Annotated in this window: 16 protein-coding genes; 14 read left to right on the plus strand and 2 right to left on the minus strand. The window is 52.7% G+C overall.

Features of this window, described 5'->3' with window-relative positions; genetic code table 11:
• Window positions 1-95: 95 nt before the first annotated feature.
• From wecC to metG, 4 genes are all read left to right on the plus strand, one after another.
• Complete coding sequence (wecC, locus tag AARI_RS07775; RefSeq protein WP_013348769.1) at window positions 96-1,328, plus strand: UDP-N-acetyl-D-mannosamine dehydrogenase; 1,233 nt, start codon at window positions 96-98, stop codon at window positions 1,326-1,328.
• Window positions 1,329-1,354: 26 nt separating this feature from the next.
• The gene (wecB, locus tag AARI_RS07780) at window positions 1,355-2,539 is read left to right on the plus strand and encodes a non-hydrolyzing UDP-N-acetylglucosamine 2-epimerase (protein ID WP_013348770.1); all 1,185 of its coding nucleotides are present in this window, start codon (window positions 1,355-1,357) and stop codon (window positions 2,537-2,539) included.
• A gap of 123 nt (window positions 2,540-2,662) precedes the next feature.
• Window positions 2,663-3,670, plus strand: a complete 1,008-nt coding sequence (locus AARI_RS07785) for an NYN domain-containing protein (protein ID WP_013348771.1) — start codon at window positions 2,663-2,665, stop codon at window positions 3,668-3,670.
• Window positions 3,671-3,727: 57 nt separating this feature from the next.
• A complete protein-coding gene (gene metG, locus AARI_RS07790) occupies window positions 3,728-5,278 on the plus strand; it encodes a methionine--tRNA ligase (protein ID WP_013348772.1) in 1,551 nt (516 codons plus the stop codon).
• A gap of 69 nt (window positions 5,279-5,347) precedes the next feature.
• Here the strand turns inward: metG and AARI_RS07795 are convergent, their stop codons facing one another.
• Window positions 5,348-6,040 carry a response regulator gene (locus tag AARI_RS07795; protein ID WP_013348773.1) on the minus strand — a complete coding sequence of 231 codons (693 nt, stop codon included), beginning with the start codon at window positions 6,038-6,040 and terminating at the stop codon, window positions 5,348-5,350.
• Between the two features lie 6 nt (window positions 6,041-6,046).
• The gene (locus AARI_RS07800; RefSeq protein WP_231849458.1) at window positions 6,047-7,399 is read right to left on the minus strand and encodes a sensor histidine kinase; all 1,353 of its coding nucleotides are present in this window, start codon (window positions 7,397-7,399) and stop codon (window positions 6,047-6,049) included.
• Between the two features lie 62 nt (window positions 7,400-7,461).
• Between AARI_RS07800 and AARI_RS07805 the strand changes: the two genes are divergently transcribed.
• The 10 genes from AARI_RS07805 (at window position 7,462) to gltX (ending at window position 18,458) form a co-directional block, all read left to right on the plus strand.
• Window positions 7,462-8,520 (plus strand): 3-isopropylmalate dehydrogenase, encoded by a 1,059-nt coding sequence (locus AARI_RS07805; protein WP_013348775.1) that lies wholly within the window; start codon window positions 7,462-7,464, stop codon window positions 8,518-8,520.
• A 114-nt stretch (window positions 8,521-8,634) separates the two neighbouring features.
• Complete coding sequence (locus tag AARI_RS07810; RefSeq protein ID WP_013348776.1) at window positions 8,635-9,729, plus strand: branched-chain amino acid aminotransferase; 1,095 nt, start codon at window positions 8,635-8,637, stop codon at window positions 9,727-9,729.
• A gap of 74 nt (window positions 9,730-9,803) precedes the next feature.
• Window positions 9,804-10,835: a UDP-glucose 4-epimerase GalE gene (gene galE, locus AARI_RS07815; RefSeq protein ID WP_013348777.1), complete on the plus strand. Its 1,032-nt coding sequence runs from the start codon at window positions 9,804-9,806 to the stop codon at window positions 10,833-10,835.
• A gap of 153 nt (window positions 10,836-10,988) precedes the next feature.
• Window positions 10,989-12,431 carry a ligand-binding sensor domain-containing protein gene (locus AARI_RS19640; RefSeq protein WP_157867119.1) on the plus strand — a complete coding sequence of 481 codons (1,443 nt, stop codon included), beginning with the start codon at window positions 10,989-10,991 and terminating at the stop codon, window positions 12,429-12,431.
• A 64-nt stretch (window positions 12,432-12,495) separates the two neighbouring features.
• Window positions 12,496-13,773 (plus strand): ISL3-like element ISAar13 family transposase, encoded by a 1,278-nt coding sequence (locus tag AARI_RS07825; RefSeq protein WP_013347743.1) that lies wholly within the window; start codon window positions 12,496-12,498, stop codon window positions 13,771-13,773.
• A 43-nt stretch (window positions 13,774-13,816) separates the two neighbouring features.
• Complete coding sequence (locus AARI_RS19645; protein WP_157867120.1) at window positions 13,817-14,116, plus strand: hypothetical protein; 300 nt, start codon at window positions 13,817-13,819, stop codon at window positions 14,114-14,116.
• A gap of 103 nt (window positions 14,117-14,219) precedes the next feature.
• Window positions 14,220-15,527 (plus strand): ISL3-like element ISAar19 family transposase, encoded by a 1,308-nt coding sequence (locus AARI_RS07830; protein ID WP_013347368.1) that lies wholly within the window; start codon window positions 14,220-14,222, stop codon window positions 15,525-15,527.
• Window positions 15,493-16,044, plus strand: coding sequence for a hypothetical protein (locus tag AARI_RS19650; protein WP_157867121.1), 552 nt, complete (start codon window positions 15,493-15,495; stop codon window positions 16,042-16,044). Before AARI_RS07830 ends, AARI_RS19650 begins: the two co-directional genes overlap by 35 nt.
• 41 nt (window positions 16,045-16,085) lie before the next feature.
• Complete coding sequence (locus AARI_RS07835) at window positions 16,086-16,850, plus strand: fumarylacetoacetate hydrolase family protein (RefSeq protein WP_013348780.1); 765 nt, start codon at window positions 16,086-16,088, stop codon at window positions 16,848-16,850.
• Between the two features lie 102 nt (window positions 16,851-16,952).
• Window positions 16,953-18,458, plus strand: a complete 1,506-nt coding sequence (gltX, locus tag AARI_RS07840) for a glutamate--tRNA ligase (protein WP_013348781.1) — start codon at window positions 16,953-16,955, stop codon at window positions 18,456-18,458.
• The last annotated feature ends 237 nt before the right edge of the window (window positions 18,459-18,695 follow it).

Here is an 18,695-nt window from a genome sequence, read left to right on the forward strand (position 1 = left end):
ATTCTTGAGGCTAATCCTTAGTTTTCTTGGCTATAGGATCAGTTTGCAGGCCCTTTCGTAGGGAAAACGCTCGTACCAGAAGGAAAGTCACTTTAGTGAACAACATTAAAGAAGTCGCCGTAATCGGTTTGGGTTACATCGGATTGCCAACCGCGGCAATTCTTGCCTCGAAGGGCATTACCGTAAAAGGCGTAGATGTAACTCCTCGCACTGTAGAAGCCGTCAACAAGGGCGAAGTACCGTTTGTGGAACCAGCGTTGGGCGAGTTCGTATCCGCTGCTGTAGCTGCGGGCACTCTGTCTGCAAGCTTCGATACCCCAGAAGCTGAAGCGTACATCGTAGCCGTTCCCACTCCATTCAACGATGACTACACCGCTGACCTGTCTTACATCGAGGCAGCCGCTGAGGGTATCGCTCCAAAGCTGAAGGGCGGCGAACTGGTTATCCTCGAGTCGACTTCGCCTCCAGGTGCAACCCAGCACCTCTTCGACTACCTGCTGAACAAGCGCCCTGACCTGAACAAGGAAAGCCTGCTTGTAGCACACTGCCCAGAACGCGTACTTCCTGGCTACGTCATGGAAGAACTGGTTACCAATGACCGTATCGTTGGCGGCATCACCCCTGAAGCTGCAGACAAGGCAAAGGCTCTTTATGAGACTTTCTGCCAGGCAGCCATCCTGACCACGGATGCCGTAACCGCCGAAATGGCGAAGCTCGTTGAAAACTCTTTCCGCGACGTGAACATCGCCTTTGCCAACGAATTGTCGGTTATCTCTGACAAGCTGGGTATTGACGTATGGGAATTGATCTCCCTTGCAAACCGTCACCCACGTGTGAACATTCTCCAGCCTGGTCCAGGCGTAGGCGGTCACTGCATTGCAGTTGATCCATGGTTCATCGTTTCGGCGGCTCCTGAAGAATCCAAGTTGATCCGCATGGCTCGCAACACCAACGATGCCAAGCCAAACTGGGTTATCGACAAGGTTGTAGAAGCTACCAAGGCTCCTTCGTTCAACGGTAAGGTTGCCGTTCTCGGTTTGGCTTTCAAGGCCAACATCGATGACATGCGTGAATCGCCATCGATCGCTATTGCCCGTAAGCTGGCTGAGAGCAACCCAAGCATTGAATTCTTGGCAGTCGAGCCACATGTTGACGCATTGCCTAAGAATCTTGCAGGCATCGACAACCTGAAGCTCGTATCCACAGAGGAAGGTCTAGAGTCGGCAAGCGTAATCACTTTGCTGGTCGACCACGATCAGTTCAAGGCTGTACCAGCTACCGCGCTGGCCGGTAAGGAAGTCATCGACACCCGCGGTCTCTGGCGTTAATTTCCGAGCTGACAAGGTTTATGTCTATGAAGAAGATCATGCCAATCTATGGCACTCGTCCCGAGGCCATCAAGGTTGCGCCGATCGTCAAGGCTTTGAAAGAAGCTGACGAGTTTGAGTGCGTAGTTGTTGTTACTGGACAACACCGCGAAATGCTGGATCAGGTCAACGAACTCTTTGGCATTACGCCGGACTATGACTTGGACGTTATCCAGCCTCGCCAGACTCTGAACGGTCTGCTCACCAAGACCATCGCTGGGTTGGATGAGATTTTTGAGAAGGAAAAGCCGGATGCAGTCGTCGTCCAGGGCGACACCACGACCTCGACTGCTGGCGCTATTGCTGCATTCTACCGTGGTATCCCAGTGGTTCACGCGGAAGCCGGACTTCGCAGCTACGACATCTTCTCTCCGTTCCCGGAGGAAGCCAACCGTAAGCTGACCAGTCAGATTGCTAGCCTGCACCTTGCGCCAACTTGGTTGAGCAAGCGAAATCTCGAGCGCGAAACGTTCAAGAGCAGTGACATCGTCATCACCGGCAACTCCGTGATTGATGCGCTGTTGACGGTTGTCGAAAAGAAGGTTCCTTTCTCGGACGCCAAGCTGGAAGAACTTGTTTCTTCGGGGAAGCGAATCGTTCTGGTTACGACTCACCGTCGCGAAAACCAGGGTGAACCTATGCGCGGCATCGGCCGTGCACTAGCGAAGCTGTCCAAGGCTGAGCCCGACGTTGAATTCATCTTGCCGTTGCACCGCAACCCTGCTGTTCGCGAAGCCTTGCTTCCGGAGATTGACGGACTGTCGAACGTAACGCTTACCGAGCCATTGGCTTACGGCGAATTCACTCGTATCATCGATGCATCCAGCGTTGTGTTGACTGACTCCGGTGGAGTGCAGGAAGAGGCGCCAAGCCTTGGCAAGCCGGTTCTCGTGATGCGTCTGAACACCGAGCGTCCTGAAGCTGTGACTGCTGGTACCGTACGACTGATCGGCACCGATGAGAAGCGCATTTTCGATTCGGTAACCGAGCTCTTGCATGATGAAGCTGCTTACAACGAGATGGCTAACGCTGTTAACCCTTACGGTGACGGCAAAGCCTCCGAGCGTACCGTGGCTGCAATCGCAGAATTGCTTGGTGTAGGTTCCCGCATTGAGGAATTCGACTCCAAGCTTTCGGATCCAGAAGACATGATGCGCGCAACCAGCATCTAGTACAAATTCAAAAGACCAGTTCAACGTCCGTTGAGCTGGTCTTTTGAAGTTTAACTCGCCTGGTGCCATACGCGGTACCCGCAACCAATATGGTTTGCGTCGTTTTATCAGTACGATCGAATCATGATGAATCAAACAGCAATATTTATTGACGCCGGATTTCTACTCTCACTAGGCGGTCATCGTGCAGCCGGAACAACCTTACGCTCAGCATTTACAACACATTATGAGTCGCTGGTGCGTGGAATCGTGCAGACAGTCAAGAAAAATACTGGTCTGAATAATCTTCGTGTTTATTGGTACGACGCTTCGAAAGATGGCCTATTTACTGAGCAGCATAAGCGTATTGGCCTGATACCTGGTGTTAAGGTCCGTTTAGGCCGTATCTCCTACAACGGTGAGCAAAAAGGAGTTGATCTTAGACTGGCCTTGGACCTGGTAGGAGTAGCCCGCAACAGGTCGGCTTCAATTGCCTACCTGGTTTCAGGTGATGACGATCTAGCTGAGGCCGTTGAAGAAGCACAAGACTTAGGGATGAAAGTAGTGCTTCTAGGCGTGGCTAAATCCGATAGTCGTCTTGGTGTTGCTTCAGTTGCCGAACATCTGGCTTTGACTGCTGACTACATTGAGACTATTTCTGATCAGCTGCTGGATAGTGCGTTTACCAAGGTCCTCGAATGGGATAAGAACCATTCGGCGAAAACTTCCTTGATCGCTAATGCTTCTACGGCGGATCAATTAAAGCCAACGGGTAAGCCGTTGGTTCCCACGCCTGCTGTCATGGCGCAGAAGCCTGTTAGTAAACCAATTCCAGACCGTGAATCAGAGCCGTCAGTTGTATATTCCAGCGGTGGCGAAGGTTCGGGCTACCAAGGTTCGGCTGCCTATGAACAAAAAGAGCTGAAAGTTGCTGAAGAAATTGGTGCAAAGGTAGCTGAATCCTGGCTTGCCTTCACTACTCAGTCAGATGTTCTTGATTTGGTAGCTGATAAACCACAACTGCCGCCTGAAATCGACAGGACTCTGCTTAAGGATTGCGCGCAAGTATTAGGGGAGTGGAAAACTGATCAGCAGACCATCCGCCGTACGCTTCGCGGTGCGTTCTGGGAGTATCTGGACCGGATCATGTGACGAGTCAGTAGCATCCATAAATCCGCTATCAGACGCAAGCTAAGGTAAATTTAACTCGTGACTTCTCAGCAGAAACCTTTTTACATCACCACGGCCATTTCCTACCCGAACGGCACTCCGCATATCGGGCACGCCTATGAGGTAGTGGCCACCGACGTTATGGCTCGTTTCAAGCGCCTCGACGGTTATGACGTATTCTTCATGACCGGTACCGATGAGCATGGGCAGAAGATGATGCAGACGGCTGAAAAGCTCGAGATCACTCCAGCCCAGCTAGCGCAGCGCAACTCGGATGCGTTCCAGAGCATGAACGACGAGCTGGGCACCAGCTATGACCGGTTCATCCGCACTACCGATGCAGACCACCACGCAGCCGCCCAAGAGCTCTGGCGCCGCATGGAGGCCAACGATGACATCTATCTTGATAAGTACGCTGGCTGGTACTCCGTACGTGATGAAGCATTCTACACCGAGGAACAAACCGAAGTTCGTGAAGATGGCATCCGCTATGCCGCTGAAACCGATACCGAGGTTACTTGGACTGAAGAAGAGTCTTACTTCTTCCGGCTGTCGAAGTACCAGGACAAGTTGCTGGATTACTACCGGGACAACCCTGAATTCGGTGCACCACGTTCGCGCTTCAACGAAGTAGTTCGGTTTGTGGAAAGTGGATTGACGGACCTTTCCATCTCCCGTACGACCTTCGACTGGGGAATCCCAGTTCCTGGCAATGAAAAGCACGTCATGTACGTGTGGGTAGATGCCTTGACCAATTACCTGACTGGTGTTGGTTTCCCGGATGTTGACTCTGCTTCCTTCAAGAAGTACTGGCCGGCCGACGTTCATGTCATTGGTAAAGATATTTCGCGTTTCCACGCAATTTACTGGCCTGCGTTCCTCATGTCCGCGAAGCTGCCTTTGCCCAAGCGCGTCATGATCCACGGTTTCCTGCATAACAACGGCGTGAAGATGTCCAAGTCACTTGGCAACACGGTGTCGCCTGACGATTTCGTAAACCGTTATGGTTTGGACCAGGTGCGTTACTTCTTCCTTCGCGAAGTGCCTTTCGGTGCAGATGGAAACTACAACCATGAAACCATTGTTGCCCGTATTAACGGCGACCTGGCCAATAACTTCGGTAACCTTGCTCAGCGTTCGTTGTCGATGGTTGCCAAGAACTGCGGGGGAGTAGTTCCGACCCCCGCCGAATTGTCGGAGGCCGACAACGCGATCTTGGATGCCGCTGGCCAGCTGCTGGAGATCAACCGTGAGGCATACTCGCGTCAGGAATTCAGCAAGGCACTAGAAGCTGTGTGGCATGTTCTGGGCGACACGAATGCCTATTTCGCTGAGCAGGAACCATGGAAGCTGAAGAAGACCGACCCAGAGCGTATGGCTACGGTCTTGTATGTGACCATTGAAATTGTCCGCAAGGTAGCGTTGCTGCTTCAGCCTGTATTGCCGCAGGCAATGACGTCCATGCTCAACGCATTGGCCGTCGGTGAAGGTTCGGCACGCAACTTTGAATCCTTCGACAGCGCACTTGTTCCGGGAACGGAGCTACCTGTTCCTTCGCCGGTGTTCCCACGCTACGAAGAAGAGAAGTAAAGTCTTCCTTTACAGATGAGGTGTCCTGCTCGATTTAATATCGAGCAGGACACCTCATTTTTTATCTGGCTAGGCAGTGACTACTCCAGTTTGATACGCAATAACTACCGCTTGGACCCGGTCGCGAGCTTCTAATTTTGCCAGAATGTGTCCCACATGGGTTTTAACGGTAGCTTCTGACAAGAACAGTTTTTCCGCGATTTCCGGGTTGGATAAGCCTACCGCGATCAAGCCGAAGACTTCCCGCTCACGGGGAGTCAGGGATTCGACGGCAGCAATTAGATGTTCGTCGTGCTGCGCTGCATTCTTCTTGAGCATTGGTGTCATATGATCCAGCAATCGCCGAGTTGTCGAAGGAGCGATGACTGCATCTCCACGGTTGACGGTACGCACGGACTCCAATAGTTCTTCTGGGGGAGCATCCTTAAGCAGGAAGCCACTAGCTCCGGCTTGTATGGCCCTCAGTGCGTATTCATCCATGTCGAAAGTTGTTAGCACGATGATCTTAGGGCCATCGGCGGCTTTCTTCTCAGGATCCAGTAGGCGTTCAGTAGCTTCAATCCCATCCATTTCCGGCATGCGAACGTCCATCAGGATGACGTCTGCCTGGGACATCAACGGTGCTGCCAAGGCATCACGCCCATTGCCGGCTTCAACGATGACTTCCATGTCATCTTGTGAATTGATGAGCATTCTGAAGCCACTGCGAACTAATAGTTGATCATCAACCAGAGCGACTTTGATGGTTTCGGTGTTAGGCATTGTGTATTAGTCCTCGGAGTAAGGTATTGAGACTGAAACGGCGAATCCGCCACCGGACTGGGGGAGCGCACTGCAACTACCCTCATATAAAGCTACTCGTTCTCGCATTCCCAGCAGGCCCTGGCCGGCGCCTTCAATGACAACGGAACCGGCACCGCGGCCATCATCGATGACACTTAGATTCAAGCCGCGAGATGTCCATTCAAGCTGTACTTGCGCTTTAGCCTCTGGCCCAGCGTGTTTGATGACATTCGTCAGCGACTCTTGGACACAGCGATAAATCGTGAGTTCTGCGCCCGCGGGCAGTTCTTTGCGTGGGGTACCTGTGATCTCGAACTGTACGTTCAATCCGGAGACCATGGCACTTTCTACTAGTTCAGAGACATTCGCCAGTGACGGAAGCGGCCGGTTGTCCAATTCCTCATCCTTGCGCAGTACACCGAGCAATCTGCGCATTTCCTTCAGCGATGCGCGGCCGGTATCTGAGACAGTCTTCAACGTCTCAATGGCAATCTGGGGATCCTTGGCAGCCGCATAACGTGCCCCATTGGCTTGCGTGATAATCACCGAAAGCGAGTGTGCCACGATGTCATGCATTTCGCGCGCAATATGATTTCTTTCGTCGGAAGCGGCCAAAGCTCGCTCGATAAGGCGTTCCTTTTCAAGCCGTTCGGCATGTTCTCTCAGGGACTTCATTGCCAGCCTCCGCGTGCGCGCTAGATCTCCAAAAGTCCATGAGAGGGTGACGACTAGTGCAAGTCCTACGAAGGAGATCATCATGTCGAAGGTGAAAATTGACTGTGGGTATGGGGAATTGCCTGCTGCCGAGAACATGCTGAACGTCGCCAATAAAGCTCCGAACAAACCCAGCCCCAAGGTGAAGAACGATTGCCATCGTTTTCCATAGACCGCCATGGTGTAAACCATGATCGGTACGGAGACTTGCGAGAACAAGATCAGTCCGTCAAAGCCGAGCTGCAGCAGATGCCCCAAGGCAACCACCAAAGTGACAGCCCAAGGATATCGACGACGCGCCATTAGCGGGGCGGACTGCACCAGGGAGAGCGTCAAGATGGACAAGACTGCCGGCGTCGACATCGAAGAAGCAAGGCCGAGAGCCGCTGGAATGCAAAACAGCGTGTATAGAAGTCCAGCGATGAAATCTACGCGTCCGGGATTCTCGCGGATCCAACCGTCAATTCGACGGTGGGGATTGGCAAAGATCAAGTGCTCCTGCAATTCGACGTGTCGGTACTTATGGATCCATATTGCAATGCAAAGAATCTGTTGATCTAAGGCTATAGGCATCAGTGAGGGTTTTGCCTCATGCCCAGGGTGGAAATAGTCGCCAGAAAACATCTTTATCTCATAATTTGAGATGAACTCTCAAATGGCGGACGCAACTCGATAGAATCTGTGGCATGGGAAATTTAATTGATATTGCGGTCATTCCGGGTGACGGTATTGGCCCAGAAGTTGTTGCCGAAGCAGTTAAGGTTCTGAACTTTGTCACCAATGGTGGCAAGAATGAAATCAAGCTGACCAACTACAAGCTTGGTGCCGAGCACTGGCTGGAGACTGGGGAAACGCTTCCGGAAGAGACGCTGGAAGCCATCAAGAAGCATGATGCAATTCTCTTTGGTGCGGTGGGTGCTGCCCCAGGGGATACCAGGATTCCATCTGGGATTATCGAACGCGAAATGCTCTTGAAGCTCCGCTTCTCGCTGGATCATTTCGTGAATCTGCGTCCAGCGAAGCTTTACCCAGGAATCGAGAGCCCGCTGGCCAACCCAGGCGAAATTGACTTCGTCGTGGTTCGCGAAGGAACTGAAGGCCCATACGTAGGCAATGGCGGTTCGGTTCGCACCGGTACGGCACATGAAATCGCGACCGAAGTCTCGGTAAATACTGCCTATGGTGTTGAACGCGTTGTCCGCGATGCGTTCCGCCGCGCCTCAGAGCGCGAACGCAAGCACGTCACGCTGGTGCACAAGCACAATGTCTTGGTGTACGCAGGACATCTGTGGAAGCGTACCGTCGAAATGGTTGCGCAAGAATTCCCTGAGGTTGCCCACGACTACTTGCACGTAGATGCAGCGACCATCTTCCTCACCACGGATCCTTCGCGCTTCGACGTGATTGTGACCGACAACCTCTTCGGTGACATCCTCACCGATCAGGCTGGAGCCATCACCGGTGGCATCGGTCTGGCGGCCAGCGGGAATATCAACATGGACCGCACCTACCCGTCGATGTTTGAGCCGGTTCATGGTTCTGCGCCAGATATTGCAGGCCAGCAGAAAGCGGATCCAACGGCGGCAATCCTGTCAGTGGCCTTGATGCTTGAACATCTTGGACTGACGGAAGAAGCTCGTACAGTTGAGCAAGCTGTTGAAAAGGAGATCACTTCGCGTCAGGAATTGACCGATAATCGCACCACAAGTGAAATTGGCGATGCAATTGTCGCGTTACTGGCATAAGCTGAAAGTGACGTTTCTGGTTAGCCACTAACCAGCAGCAAATCCACGAACGGGTGTTCCGCATAGGCGTGGAGCATCCGTTCTCTGTTTATTGAACTAGGAAGTCCAAGGTAGATGGAATTCACCGAAAATCTCTCAACGAATCGCAAGAGCGAGCAGGAGCGCGCCGAAATCTTGGCTAACCCTGGGTTTGGAGACTTCTTCACTGATCACACCGCAGTCATTGACTGGTCGGCAGACGCTAGCGGACGCAACGGTGAATGGCATGACGCTCGTATTGAGCCATACGGCCCTATCGCCATGGACCCAGCTGCCTCTGTACTGCACTACGGCCAGGAAATTTTTGAAGGCCTCAAGGCTTACCGTCACGCCGATGGTTCAGTTTGGACATTCCGCCCGCATGCCAATGCTGCGCGCTTGAACAAGTCGGCACAGCGTCTAGCTCTCCCGCAGCTTGATGAAGAAGTCTTCGTCGACTCGCTGCGCAAGGTCGTCGCAACGGACATTGAGTGGGTTCCCTCCGGTGACGGCGAAGCCTTGTACCTGCGCCCATTCATGATTGCTACCGAAGCATTCCTGGGGGTGCGTGCAGCTCGCGAGGTCTCCTTCCGCGTCATCGCTTCACCTGCCGGCAATTACTTTGGTGGCGAGCTCAAGCCGGTTGCCATCTGGGTATCGCAGAACTACGCCCGTGCAGGCCGTGGCGGCACTGGTTCGGCTAAGTGCGGCGGCAACTACGCTGCGTCGCTGGTAGCCCAGCTGGAAGCCGAGGAAAACGGATGCAAGCAGGTCCTGTTCCTCGACTCGTTCAATGAGAATGCAGTTGAAGAGCTCGGTGGCATGAATGTCTTCTTCGTCACCAAGGACCACAAGCTGATTACCCCAGCATTGACCGGAACCATCCTCGAAGGCGTCACCCGTTCATCGGTTATCCAGCTTGCCAAGGATCGTGGCATGGTCGTTGAAGAGCGAAAGATCACCCTTGATGAGTGGCGTGAAGGCATCGCCTCAGGCGAGATTGCTGAAGTTTTCGCATGCGGCACCGCTGCGGTAATCACTCCAATCGGTCTGCTGAAGAACGGCGACGAACTCATCGGAGACGAGAACGCTGCAGCTGGTGAAGTGACGATGTCCATTCGTGAAGAACTTCTGGGAATTCAGCTCGGAACCGTTGAAGACCGTCATGGTTGGTTGGAGCGTTTGGCATAGAAACTTCTTAAACCACTACGATAGTCTCAAGACACTAGTCTTGAGACTATCGTTTATCCCAAGTAAGGATCAGAATGCACGTTCTAGTTACGGGTGGCGCTGGCTATATTGGCTCCCATACAGTTCTCCTTCTGCTGAATGAAGGGCACACCGTTTCGGTATTGGACAACTTTAGTAATTCGTCTCCAGAGTCGCTACGAAGAGTGCAGAATCTTACTGGAAGAGAAGTTGCGGTTTATGAGATGGATTTACTCGATCGTGAACCATTGATGCAACTGGTGAGCCAGCTCAGCCCGGATGCTGTGGTTCATTTTGCCGGTCTCAAGGCAGTCGGAGAATCCGTTTCAAAACCGTTGCAGTACTATCGAAATAATGTCGTTGGAACGTTAAATTTACTTGATGCTATGTCCGCGACTGGATGCACGAGTCTTGTATTTAGCTCGTCAGCTACGGTCTACGGTGAGTCCACTGAACTGCCGTTGGTCGAGACCACCGCGCGAAGTGCCACCAACCCTTACGGTCGTACAAAGCTCCACATTGAAGAGATGCTCGAGGAACTTGCCGCATCAGATCCCCAATGGTCGATTGCCACTCTTCGATACTTCAATCCAGTTGGGGCTCACGAATCGGGACAGATCGGTGAGGATCCTCAAGGGATACCCAACAATTTGATGCCCTTCGTTGCCCAAGTAGCCATTGGTAAGCGCGATAAAGTGAACGTCTTCGGAGCCGACTATGCAACCGCAGACGGAACTGGTGTTAGGGACTATATACATGTAATGGACCTCGCCGCAGGTCATCTCGCTGCCCTGGATTACATGAGTAAACATAACGGTGTAGGTGCGTGGAACCTGGGTACTGGGCAAGGCACATCCGTTCTAGAAGTTGTACAAGCTTTTTCGCGAGTCTCGAAGCGCGATGTTCCTTACACCATCGTTGCCCGTCGTTCTGGTGACGTTGCGGAAAGCTATGCCCATCCTGAAAAGGCCATGCTCGAATTGGGTTGGAAAGCTGAACGCGGCCTAGAACAAATGGTGGAAGATATGTGGCGCTGGCAGGAACAAAATCCAGATGGTTACATTCGGGCCACTAGTGATAAAGATTAATTTTAGACGCTGTTCTTGCGGTCCAATGACACTGAACTAGCAGGTAGTGTGGCACTGCACTCTTCAGAATCCAATGGATGAAGGAGAGTGTTTTTGCTTTCGGCTAAAGGAACTGGCTAGCGCAGTAATTAAGCTTCAGAAGTAAAGGAACTAATGCCAGTTACGGACCCGGTAGAGCCTAGTAAAGTTCCAAGGAGAAGAATTCTTGGTCTTGCGCTGCTCGGCGGCGCGGCAACAAGTTTATCGATATTGAGAGCTCCACGTACTGAGCTGTCAGGCTTGGAACCTGCACCTATCCCTAGGGCTGAACTGACGAGGCCGGTCCCGAAAGATCAGCGATTGATCGGTAGACTCAATGAGGGGCTGCCTACCAGAGGTTACTTGGAGAAGCATGCTCACGCATTCTCCACGGTTCGAGTCTTAGACGTAGTTGAACTGCCTGGGCTTGGTGAAACGGCCCCCTGGCTGGCAGTCGCAATTGTTGGAACAACCAATGAACTTCAAATAGTTGATCCTTCCGACGGGAAAATACTGCACGTATTGGAAATTCCTAGTGAGTACGGAACTGGCTTGGAATCTTTAGTGTGGGACCCTCAGCGTAGAAGACTTTATCTATCTATAGATTCGACGTTAATCATGTGGGATTCGAACAACCCTAAACATGTCAGAAAATTTGCGCAAATCGACGGTGCGACGGCGCTATATTCTCTCGATGTCGATCGATCTGGAAATGTTTTTGGTGGCACGTACCCGTTAGGGGCTGTCTTCAGGGTTTCTAATAGTGATAAATCGGTACGAATTTATAAACGTTTTGCCGATGATTCTGATTATGTTCGAAATATTGCAGTGGACGAAAAAGGTAATGTTTGGGCTGGCACGGGCGCAAGTAATCCGCGCCTCTTCTACCTGGATGTAACCAGCGATCGCGAGCCGAGTCAATTTGACCTTCCGAACCGCGTACACAACGGATTCGTCAGCTCAATCAATCTATTTGGTTCGAAAGTTGTTATCTCGGCTAGTGGCGTAGCTCCACAAATGGTCTTCGACCGGAAATTGAATGCTTGGATCGCCCCGATCGACGACATGTGGACTCACCGCCAGATTTCTCGAGTCAAAGATGGACATTTCTTTGCTCTAAGCGCCAACAAATTGATTAGAATATCGGTGGACGACTTCAAGGAAGAAATGATTTCTCCTATTTCTACTGTCACTCCGTTCTGTATTTCTAATTTGGGTAATCGTGTGATCGTCTATTCCCAGGAAGACGAATTATTAAATCTTGAGATATATAACGTCGAATCTGGTGAATTGGAGAATCGTCGAGGAGTTAACCTCAGTCCCAGTTCTTTCAAAATTCAATCTGTTGTCGCTTCCCAGAACAACGAATTATATCTTGGCGGATATAAAGCGAAAGGAATTGCCTCTTTCTCACCCTCTAGTGGGAAAATCTGGAATTCACCTTCAGGTGAAACACTGATTCAACAGATAGAGGGAATGATTCCATTCGGAGATAATCGTTTGTATATCGGTTCATATCCGGGAGGCGATATTATTGGCTCTTCAAGTTTTAGCGTGGTGAGCCCGAAAAATAAGTAAGGCCCGCAGTCCTCTGCGAAAATGGATGTTGTCTAGACAAACCATCAGCAAGGAACTATGAGCCGTGTTTAAGGATACCGGTGGAAACGACGCTGCGTCGATTCTTCTCAACCTCACTGACTACCGCGTCATCGACGCAACCCAAGAACCAGCCGGACGACAAGTCCTTATCGAGCCCAAAGCCACAGAGGCAGCCTGTCCAACTTGTGGGGTGATCACCACCCGCATCCACGCCAGACCAGTGCACCGGGTCAAAGACCTCCCAACCGGTGGCAACGACATTAAGGTCCTGGTGCGCAAACGCCGGATGGCCTGCCAAGAGACCGCCTGCGAACGCCGCTCGTTCGTGCAAACCACCGAACAGCTACCGTTGAGGGCCAGAATCACTACCAGGCTCTCTCAAAAGCTCGTGGACGAGATGAGTTGCGAACTGCGAGCCGTGTCCAGGGTCGCTTCTGCGTACCAAGTTTCCTGGCCAACCGTGATGGCAAGAGCGAACATGGTCGGTGAGCTTGTAGGCAACGTGGACCGCATGTTCATCCGCCGCCTCGGTATTGATGAGCACCGTTTTCGTAAGGTCCGCTACGCACGCGGCCGCACCGGGAAAGTGGTCCGTATTGAGCCGTGGTCTATTGTCTTCACCGACCTGGATACCGGAAAAATTCTAGATATTGTGGACGGACGACGCTGTGCAGCGGTGAAGAAGTGGTTGAAGTCCCGGCCACGGTACTGGCGTCAACGAGTACAGTACGTGGCCATTGACATGTCTGCTGAGTTCCGCAAAGCGGTGCGGGAGAACCTGCCGAAAGCAAAGATCAGCGTGGACCATTTTCATGTCATTCAGCGGGCGAATCTCATGATTACTCAGGTGCGCCGGCGTCGCTCCCACGAGGTGCTCCAGCGCCGAGGAAGGGCCGCTGATCCGGCCTACAAGTATCGGAAACTGTTGACCTGCAATTTGGAGAACTTGTCGATTAGGCAAGTTGAGCGGCTGAAGTTGATCCTTGAAGCAGATCCTGAGCTGGGCGTGATTTATGGGATTAAGGAACACGTGCGGGAGCTGTTGAAAACCAGGGATATCCATGATTTTCAATCGAGGTGGGCGGTGCTGGAGAAATCGGTGAAGACAACGAAAATGGTGGAAGCGAAGTCGTTGTTCCGGACGCTGACTGCGTGGCGTCGGGAGTTGCTGGTGTTCATTCGTACGCGGTTGACGAATGCTCGGAGCGAGGCGGCGAACCTGACGGCGAAGAACTTGAAACGGATCGGTCGGGGTTATCGGAATCATGGTCATTACCGGGTCAGGATATTGTTATACACGGCGGGGCTACGGCCGTGCTGAGCATCCTGCACCACGCTTAAACTCGAAGAGCCATATTATTTCGATGAATATCCATGAACGATCCGTTGGTTCCGCTTATAAATTGTTATCCAGATTAGGCCGAAAGTACAAGCAATCACGGCCCTTTGGGTGGGCAGTAAATTCTAAGAATATATTTTTTGGAACGGTTCCAGATTACGGGCTTGCTGGGGGAGTCGTGGGAATGATTGATCCGGTCAAAGACGAAATCGTTTGGGTGATTGATGCGAAAGCCTCGGGAATTGCCAATGGTCATTCGATCGTTGGATTATGTGCAGACGATGAATATTTGTGGCTCTTCAGGAATAAGAGTGTAACCACCTGAAACCAACACCCCGATTCCCGGGCATGTCGCCGAGCACGAAAAAGTCGAGGTCTTCCAGAAGAATGGAAGTTACTACACTAGCCATTTTCGAAAGACCTCGACGTTGCTCAATCCTACCTTCACCGCACCAGACCTCACCACTTTCACCAATCTTGACGGCTTGGGACTGACCGCAATCGGGCAACACCTGAGCGCAGCGAAAGCCGAAATCCTCTGCCACGTCACCAACCCGATCCCTTGGTGCCAAACCTGCGGAGCAGCAGGCATTCCACGCGATACCGTCACCCGCCGCCTCGCCCACGAACCATTGGGCTGGCGTCCCACTGTCCTAGTCATCAAACACCGCCGCTACCGTTGCGCCAATTGCCAACGAGTCTGGCGTGAAGAGCTGTCCCAAGCAGTAGCGCCACGCCAGAAAATCAGCAGGACCGGGCTACGCTGGGCGCTGGTTGGACTGGTCTGCCACCACTTGTCAGTCTCCCGAATTGCCGAAGGCCTCGGCGTCACCTGGAATACCGCCAATGAGGCTGTGCTGGCTGAAGGTCAACGCTTACTGATTGATGATCCAACCCGCTTCGACGGGGTCAAAGTGCTGGGAGTCGATGAACATGTTTGGCGGCATACCCGAACCGGCGACAAATACGTCACCGTGATTGTGGACCTCACCGCGGTGCGTGACGGCACCGGTACCGCACGACTGATCGACATGGTCCCTGGAAGATCCAAAGCTGTATTCAAAACCTGGCTGGCTGATCAAGAAGAACAATGGAAACAGGGCATTGAAGTCGTCGCAATGGACGGTTTCACCGGCTTCAAAACAGCTGCCGTCGAGGAGCTACCCCACGCGGTGGAGGTGTTGGATCCATTCCATGTAGTCAAACTAGGTTCCGAGGCGCTGGACCAGACCCGGCAACGGATTCAACGTGAGCAACATGGGCGTCGAGGACGCAAGGATGACCCGCTTTACAAGTGCAGGCGAACGCTGACCACGGGACTATCCTTGGCTACGGAAAAGCAGAAGACCAAGCTTGAAGACCTGTTCAAGGAGCCGGAGTATGAGCCGGTTCAATTGGTCTGGAGCGTGTATCAGAAGATGGTGGATGCCTACCGGCAACCGAAGCCCGAGGTCGGACGGTGGGCCTTGGAGCAACTGATCAACGAAGTTGGCACGAAGGTACCGAAAGGGTTGCCGGAGCTGAAAAAGCTCGGCGGCACCCTGCGCAGGAGGAAGACGGACATTCTCGCGTACTTTGATCATATTGGTAGTTCGAATGGTCCTACCGAGGCTTTGAATGGCAGGTTGGAGCATCTGCGAGGTATCGCGTTGGGGTTCAAGAATCTGGCGCACTATATCGCCCGGTCGTTGTTGGAGACCGGTGGGTTTAGACGGCGTTTACACCCTCAATCCTGAAGAGCCATATTTGTTCGGTACAACCTCTGTTAGAAATGGATATGGCGTTCCGGACACAAAGGGTGACGGGCGTGTATTTAAGTTTCATCTGGCTTCGAAAAAAGTTGTTTGGTCAAGAACTCCGGTAAGCCAAGCCGGGGCGCTATATTCGCCGGTGTTACTCGGCGGCTGGCTTTTGATTGCGGATCATCAAGGCATTAAAGTTCTTAATAGGGAAACCGGATCATTAGTCGCGACTCACAATTTGAATCATTCTAACAACGCTGAATTTCGCGCTGGGTGGGCTGAGGCCAAGTTGGCTGTCATAGGAACCGGTGGGAAAATAGTTCATAGCGCGCACGGAAAATGCAGCATTGTGAATTTGCGTACTCGCTCTTACCATCGCATTGGCTCCGGTGACGAGAAGTTTGGGAATCGATTAACAGTTACGGCTGACGGATCAGTCTATAACTCGCTAAACCAAACCGATCTTGTGCAGCTGGATTTAGAACCGGCGCGTCAACGACCTAGCGAATAAACGGCATTACTATCCATAGCAACTAGTTTAGGCTTGTAGTCATGCGCATTGCACGATTTGTAGTAGACAGCGACCCCATGTACGGCGTTGTTGACGGTAACGACATCCACGTCCTTGCAGGGGACCCGTTCTTCCAAGGCATCAAGACCACCGGAACCACGCACTCCTTGGATGATGTGCGGCTGGTTGCGCCGATTATTCCTCGCTCAAAGGTTGTCGGCTTTGGCCGCACTTACCGCGAACATGCTAAGGAACTGGGAAATGAAGTTCCCGACGAGCCATTAATGTTCCTCAAGCCGAACACAGCGGTCGTAGGCCATGGCGACCCAGTTACCTTGCCAGCGTTTTCGGAAGAAGTTTCCTTCGAAGGTGAACTCGCTGTAGTTATCGGACGTATCTGCAAGGACGTACCAGCCGACAAGGCTCAAGACGTGATCTTTGGGTACACCGTAGCTAATGACCTAACTGCTCGTGACGCGCAGCGCACTGACCCGCAGTGGGCCCGTGCCAAGGGGTTTGATGGTTCTTGCCCCTTGGGCCCTTGGATCGAAACCGAAATTGCAGACCCGGATGATTTGGGAATCGTCAGCCGGGTTAATGGCGAGGTTCGCCAAGACGGCACAACCAACGACATGATCTGGCCAGTAAATGAACTGGTTGCCCGTGCTTCCGAAGCATTCACCTTGCTGCCAGGAGACGTGATTATGACTGGCACCCCTGCTGGTGTCGGTCTGGTTAACGCCGGCGACGTTGTCGAAGTAGAAGTTGAGGGTATAGGTTCATTGCGAACTGTCTTCCGCCGCTAGAAACGACAGTTGAAGTTTGTGAGGCTCTCGATCACTAATGTGATCGGGAGCCTCGCGCATTAACTGCAAGTTTCTGCGCATAAGGCATAGAATGAAAACATCATGACTGATCTATCGTTGATTCCCGTTGTTACCGAAGATACCCCGGTACGCGTCCGTTTTTGCCCATCTCCAACTGGTACCCCTCACGTAGGTTTGATTCGTACCGCCCTGTTCAACTGGGCATACGCACGTCACACCGGCGGCAAAATGGTCTTCCGCATTGAAGACACCGATGCCAAGCGTGACTCTGAAGAAAGCTACAACCAGCTTTTGGACGCCCTGGCATGGCTGGGCATTGATTGGGATGAAGGCGTCAACGCAGGCGGTCCACATGAGCCGTACCGCCAGTCGCAGCGCGGGGACATCTACGAGGACGTCATTGCCAGGCTTCGTGCTGCAGGCCATCTGTACGAGTCCTACTCGACCCCAGAAGAAGTTGAAGCACGCCACAAGGCAGCCGGCCGTGACCCGAAGCTGGGATACGACAACTTCGACCGCGAACTGACCGTTGAGCAGAAAGCTGAGTTCAAGGCCGAGGGCCGCGAACCGGTATTGCGTGTTCGCATGCCGGATCACGACATTACCTTCAACGACCTGGTACGTGGCGAGATCACCTTCAAGGCTGGATCCGTTCCCGACTATGTGGTGGTGCGCGCCAACGGCAAGCCGCTATACACCCTGGTCAACCCAATCGATGATGCGCTGATGGGCATTACCCACGTACTTCGTGGCGAAGATCTGTTGTCCTCGACTCCACGCCAGGTCGTCTTGTATGCGTTGCTGCACGATATCGGCGTTGCCCAGTACATGCCGCGTTTTGGCCACCTGCCATACGTTATGGGACAGGGCAACAAGAAGCTATCCAAGCGTGATCCAGAATCCAGCGTATTCTTGCACCGCGACAATGGATTCATCCCGGAAGGCCTGCTGAACTATCTCGCGCTTCTTGGCTGGTCGCTGAGTGCTGATGAAGATATCTTCTCCCGTGAACAGCTGGTAGAAGCCTTTGATGTAACGGACGTACTGTCCAATCCTGCCCGCTTCGATGTGAAGAAGGCAGAAGCAATCAACGGAACCCACGTGCGCATGCTCGAAGCACAGGATTTCCGTAATCGTTTGGTTCCTTACCTGAAGGCCGCTGGTCTGGTGGGTGAGGAGCTGACTGAACGTGAAAACGACATCCTGGACCAAGCTGCGCCACTGGTTCAGGAACGTATTGCCCTGTTGGGTGAAGCGACCGACATGCTTGAATTCCTCTTCAAGTCTGATGACAAAATTGTCATTGACGAGAAAGCACTCAAGGGAATGCCGGCCAACCTGGTTGAGGTTGTCGATGCTACTGTCCAGGGCCTCGAAACCCTTACCGAATGGAATGCCGAAACCATTCAGGCAGCACTGCGCACGAAGCTTGTGGACGAACTGGAACTGAAGCCTCGTCAGGCATTCGGACCAGCCCGCGTTGCTATCTCCGGAAAGCGCGTATCTCCACCGCTCTTCGAGTCCATGGAGATTCTTGGACGCGAGTCGAGCCTCAAGCGTCTGCGCGCATTTGGTGAGTCCCGCTAGCTATTCTCCGAAAGCCCAGTGAAAAGCACTTTGAACGCCTCGGATTGTTCCAGTCCTGTGAGCTGGTCCTGTCCGAGGCGTTTTCGTTGAGATTGTTGACGCACTCGTAGATGTGCGAACGGCCGCAATCCGCGTTTATCGTCCATATCCGAGCCGGAACTGGCGCATCTGTATCCTGAGCGACTGGCCGGGATTGAGCCAGGTTTTGCGGATGATGGTGCTTATGCCCGGGAAAGG

Source organism: Glutamicibacter arilaitensis Re117 (genome assembly GCF_000197735.1).
Taxonomy (GTDB): Bacteria; Actinomycetota; Actinomycetes; order Actinomycetales; family Micrococcaceae; genus Glutamicibacter; species Glutamicibacter arilaitensis.

What these genes read in the sequence shown, in the direction of transcription:
- AARI_RS07810 (WP_013348776.1), top strand. Translation starts at nt 8,635, where the DNA reads ATGGAATTCACCGAAAATCTCTCAACGAATCGCAAGAGCGAGCAGGAG.
- AARI_RS07785 (WP_013348771.1), top strand. Translation starts at nt 2,663, where the DNA reads ATGATGAATCAAACAGCAATATTTATTGACGCCGGATTTCTACTCTCA.
- wecB (WP_013348770.1), top strand. Translation starts at nt 1,355, where the DNA reads ATGAAGAAGATCATGCCAATCTATGGCACTCGTCCCGAGGCCATCAAG.
- AARI_RS19645 (WP_157867120.1), top strand. Translation starts at nt 13,817, where the DNA reads ATGAATATCCATGAACGATCCGTTGGTTCCGCTTATAAATTGTTATCC.
- gltX (WP_013348781.1), top strand. Translation starts at nt 16,953, where the DNA reads ATGACTGATCTATCGTTGATTCCCGTTGTTACCGAAGATACCCCGGTA.
- AARI_RS07805 (WP_013348775.1), top strand. Translation starts at nt 7,462, where the DNA reads ATGGGAAATTTAATTGATATTGCGGTCATTCCGGGTGACGGTATTGGC.
- AARI_RS07835 (WP_013348780.1), top strand. Translation starts at nt 16,086, where the DNA reads ATGCGCATTGCACGATTTGTAGTAGACAGCGACCCCATGTACGGCGTT.
- AARI_RS07800 (WP_231849458.1), bottom strand. Translation starts at nt 7,399, where the DNA reads ATGTTTTCTGGCGACTATTTCCACCCTGGGCATGAGGCAAAACCCTCA.
- AARI_RS07795 (WP_013348773.1), bottom strand. Translation starts at nt 6,040, where the DNA reads ATGCCTAACACCGAAACCATCAAAGTCGCTCTGGTTGATGATCAACTA.
- AARI_RS19640 (WP_157867119.1), top strand. Translation starts at nt 10,989, where the DNA reads ATGCCAGTTACGGACCCGGTAGAGCCTAGTAAAGTTCCAAGGAGAAGA.
- galE (WP_013348777.1), top strand. Translation starts at nt 9,804, where the DNA reads ATGCACGTTCTAGTTACGGGTGGCGCTGGCTATATTGGCTCCCATACA.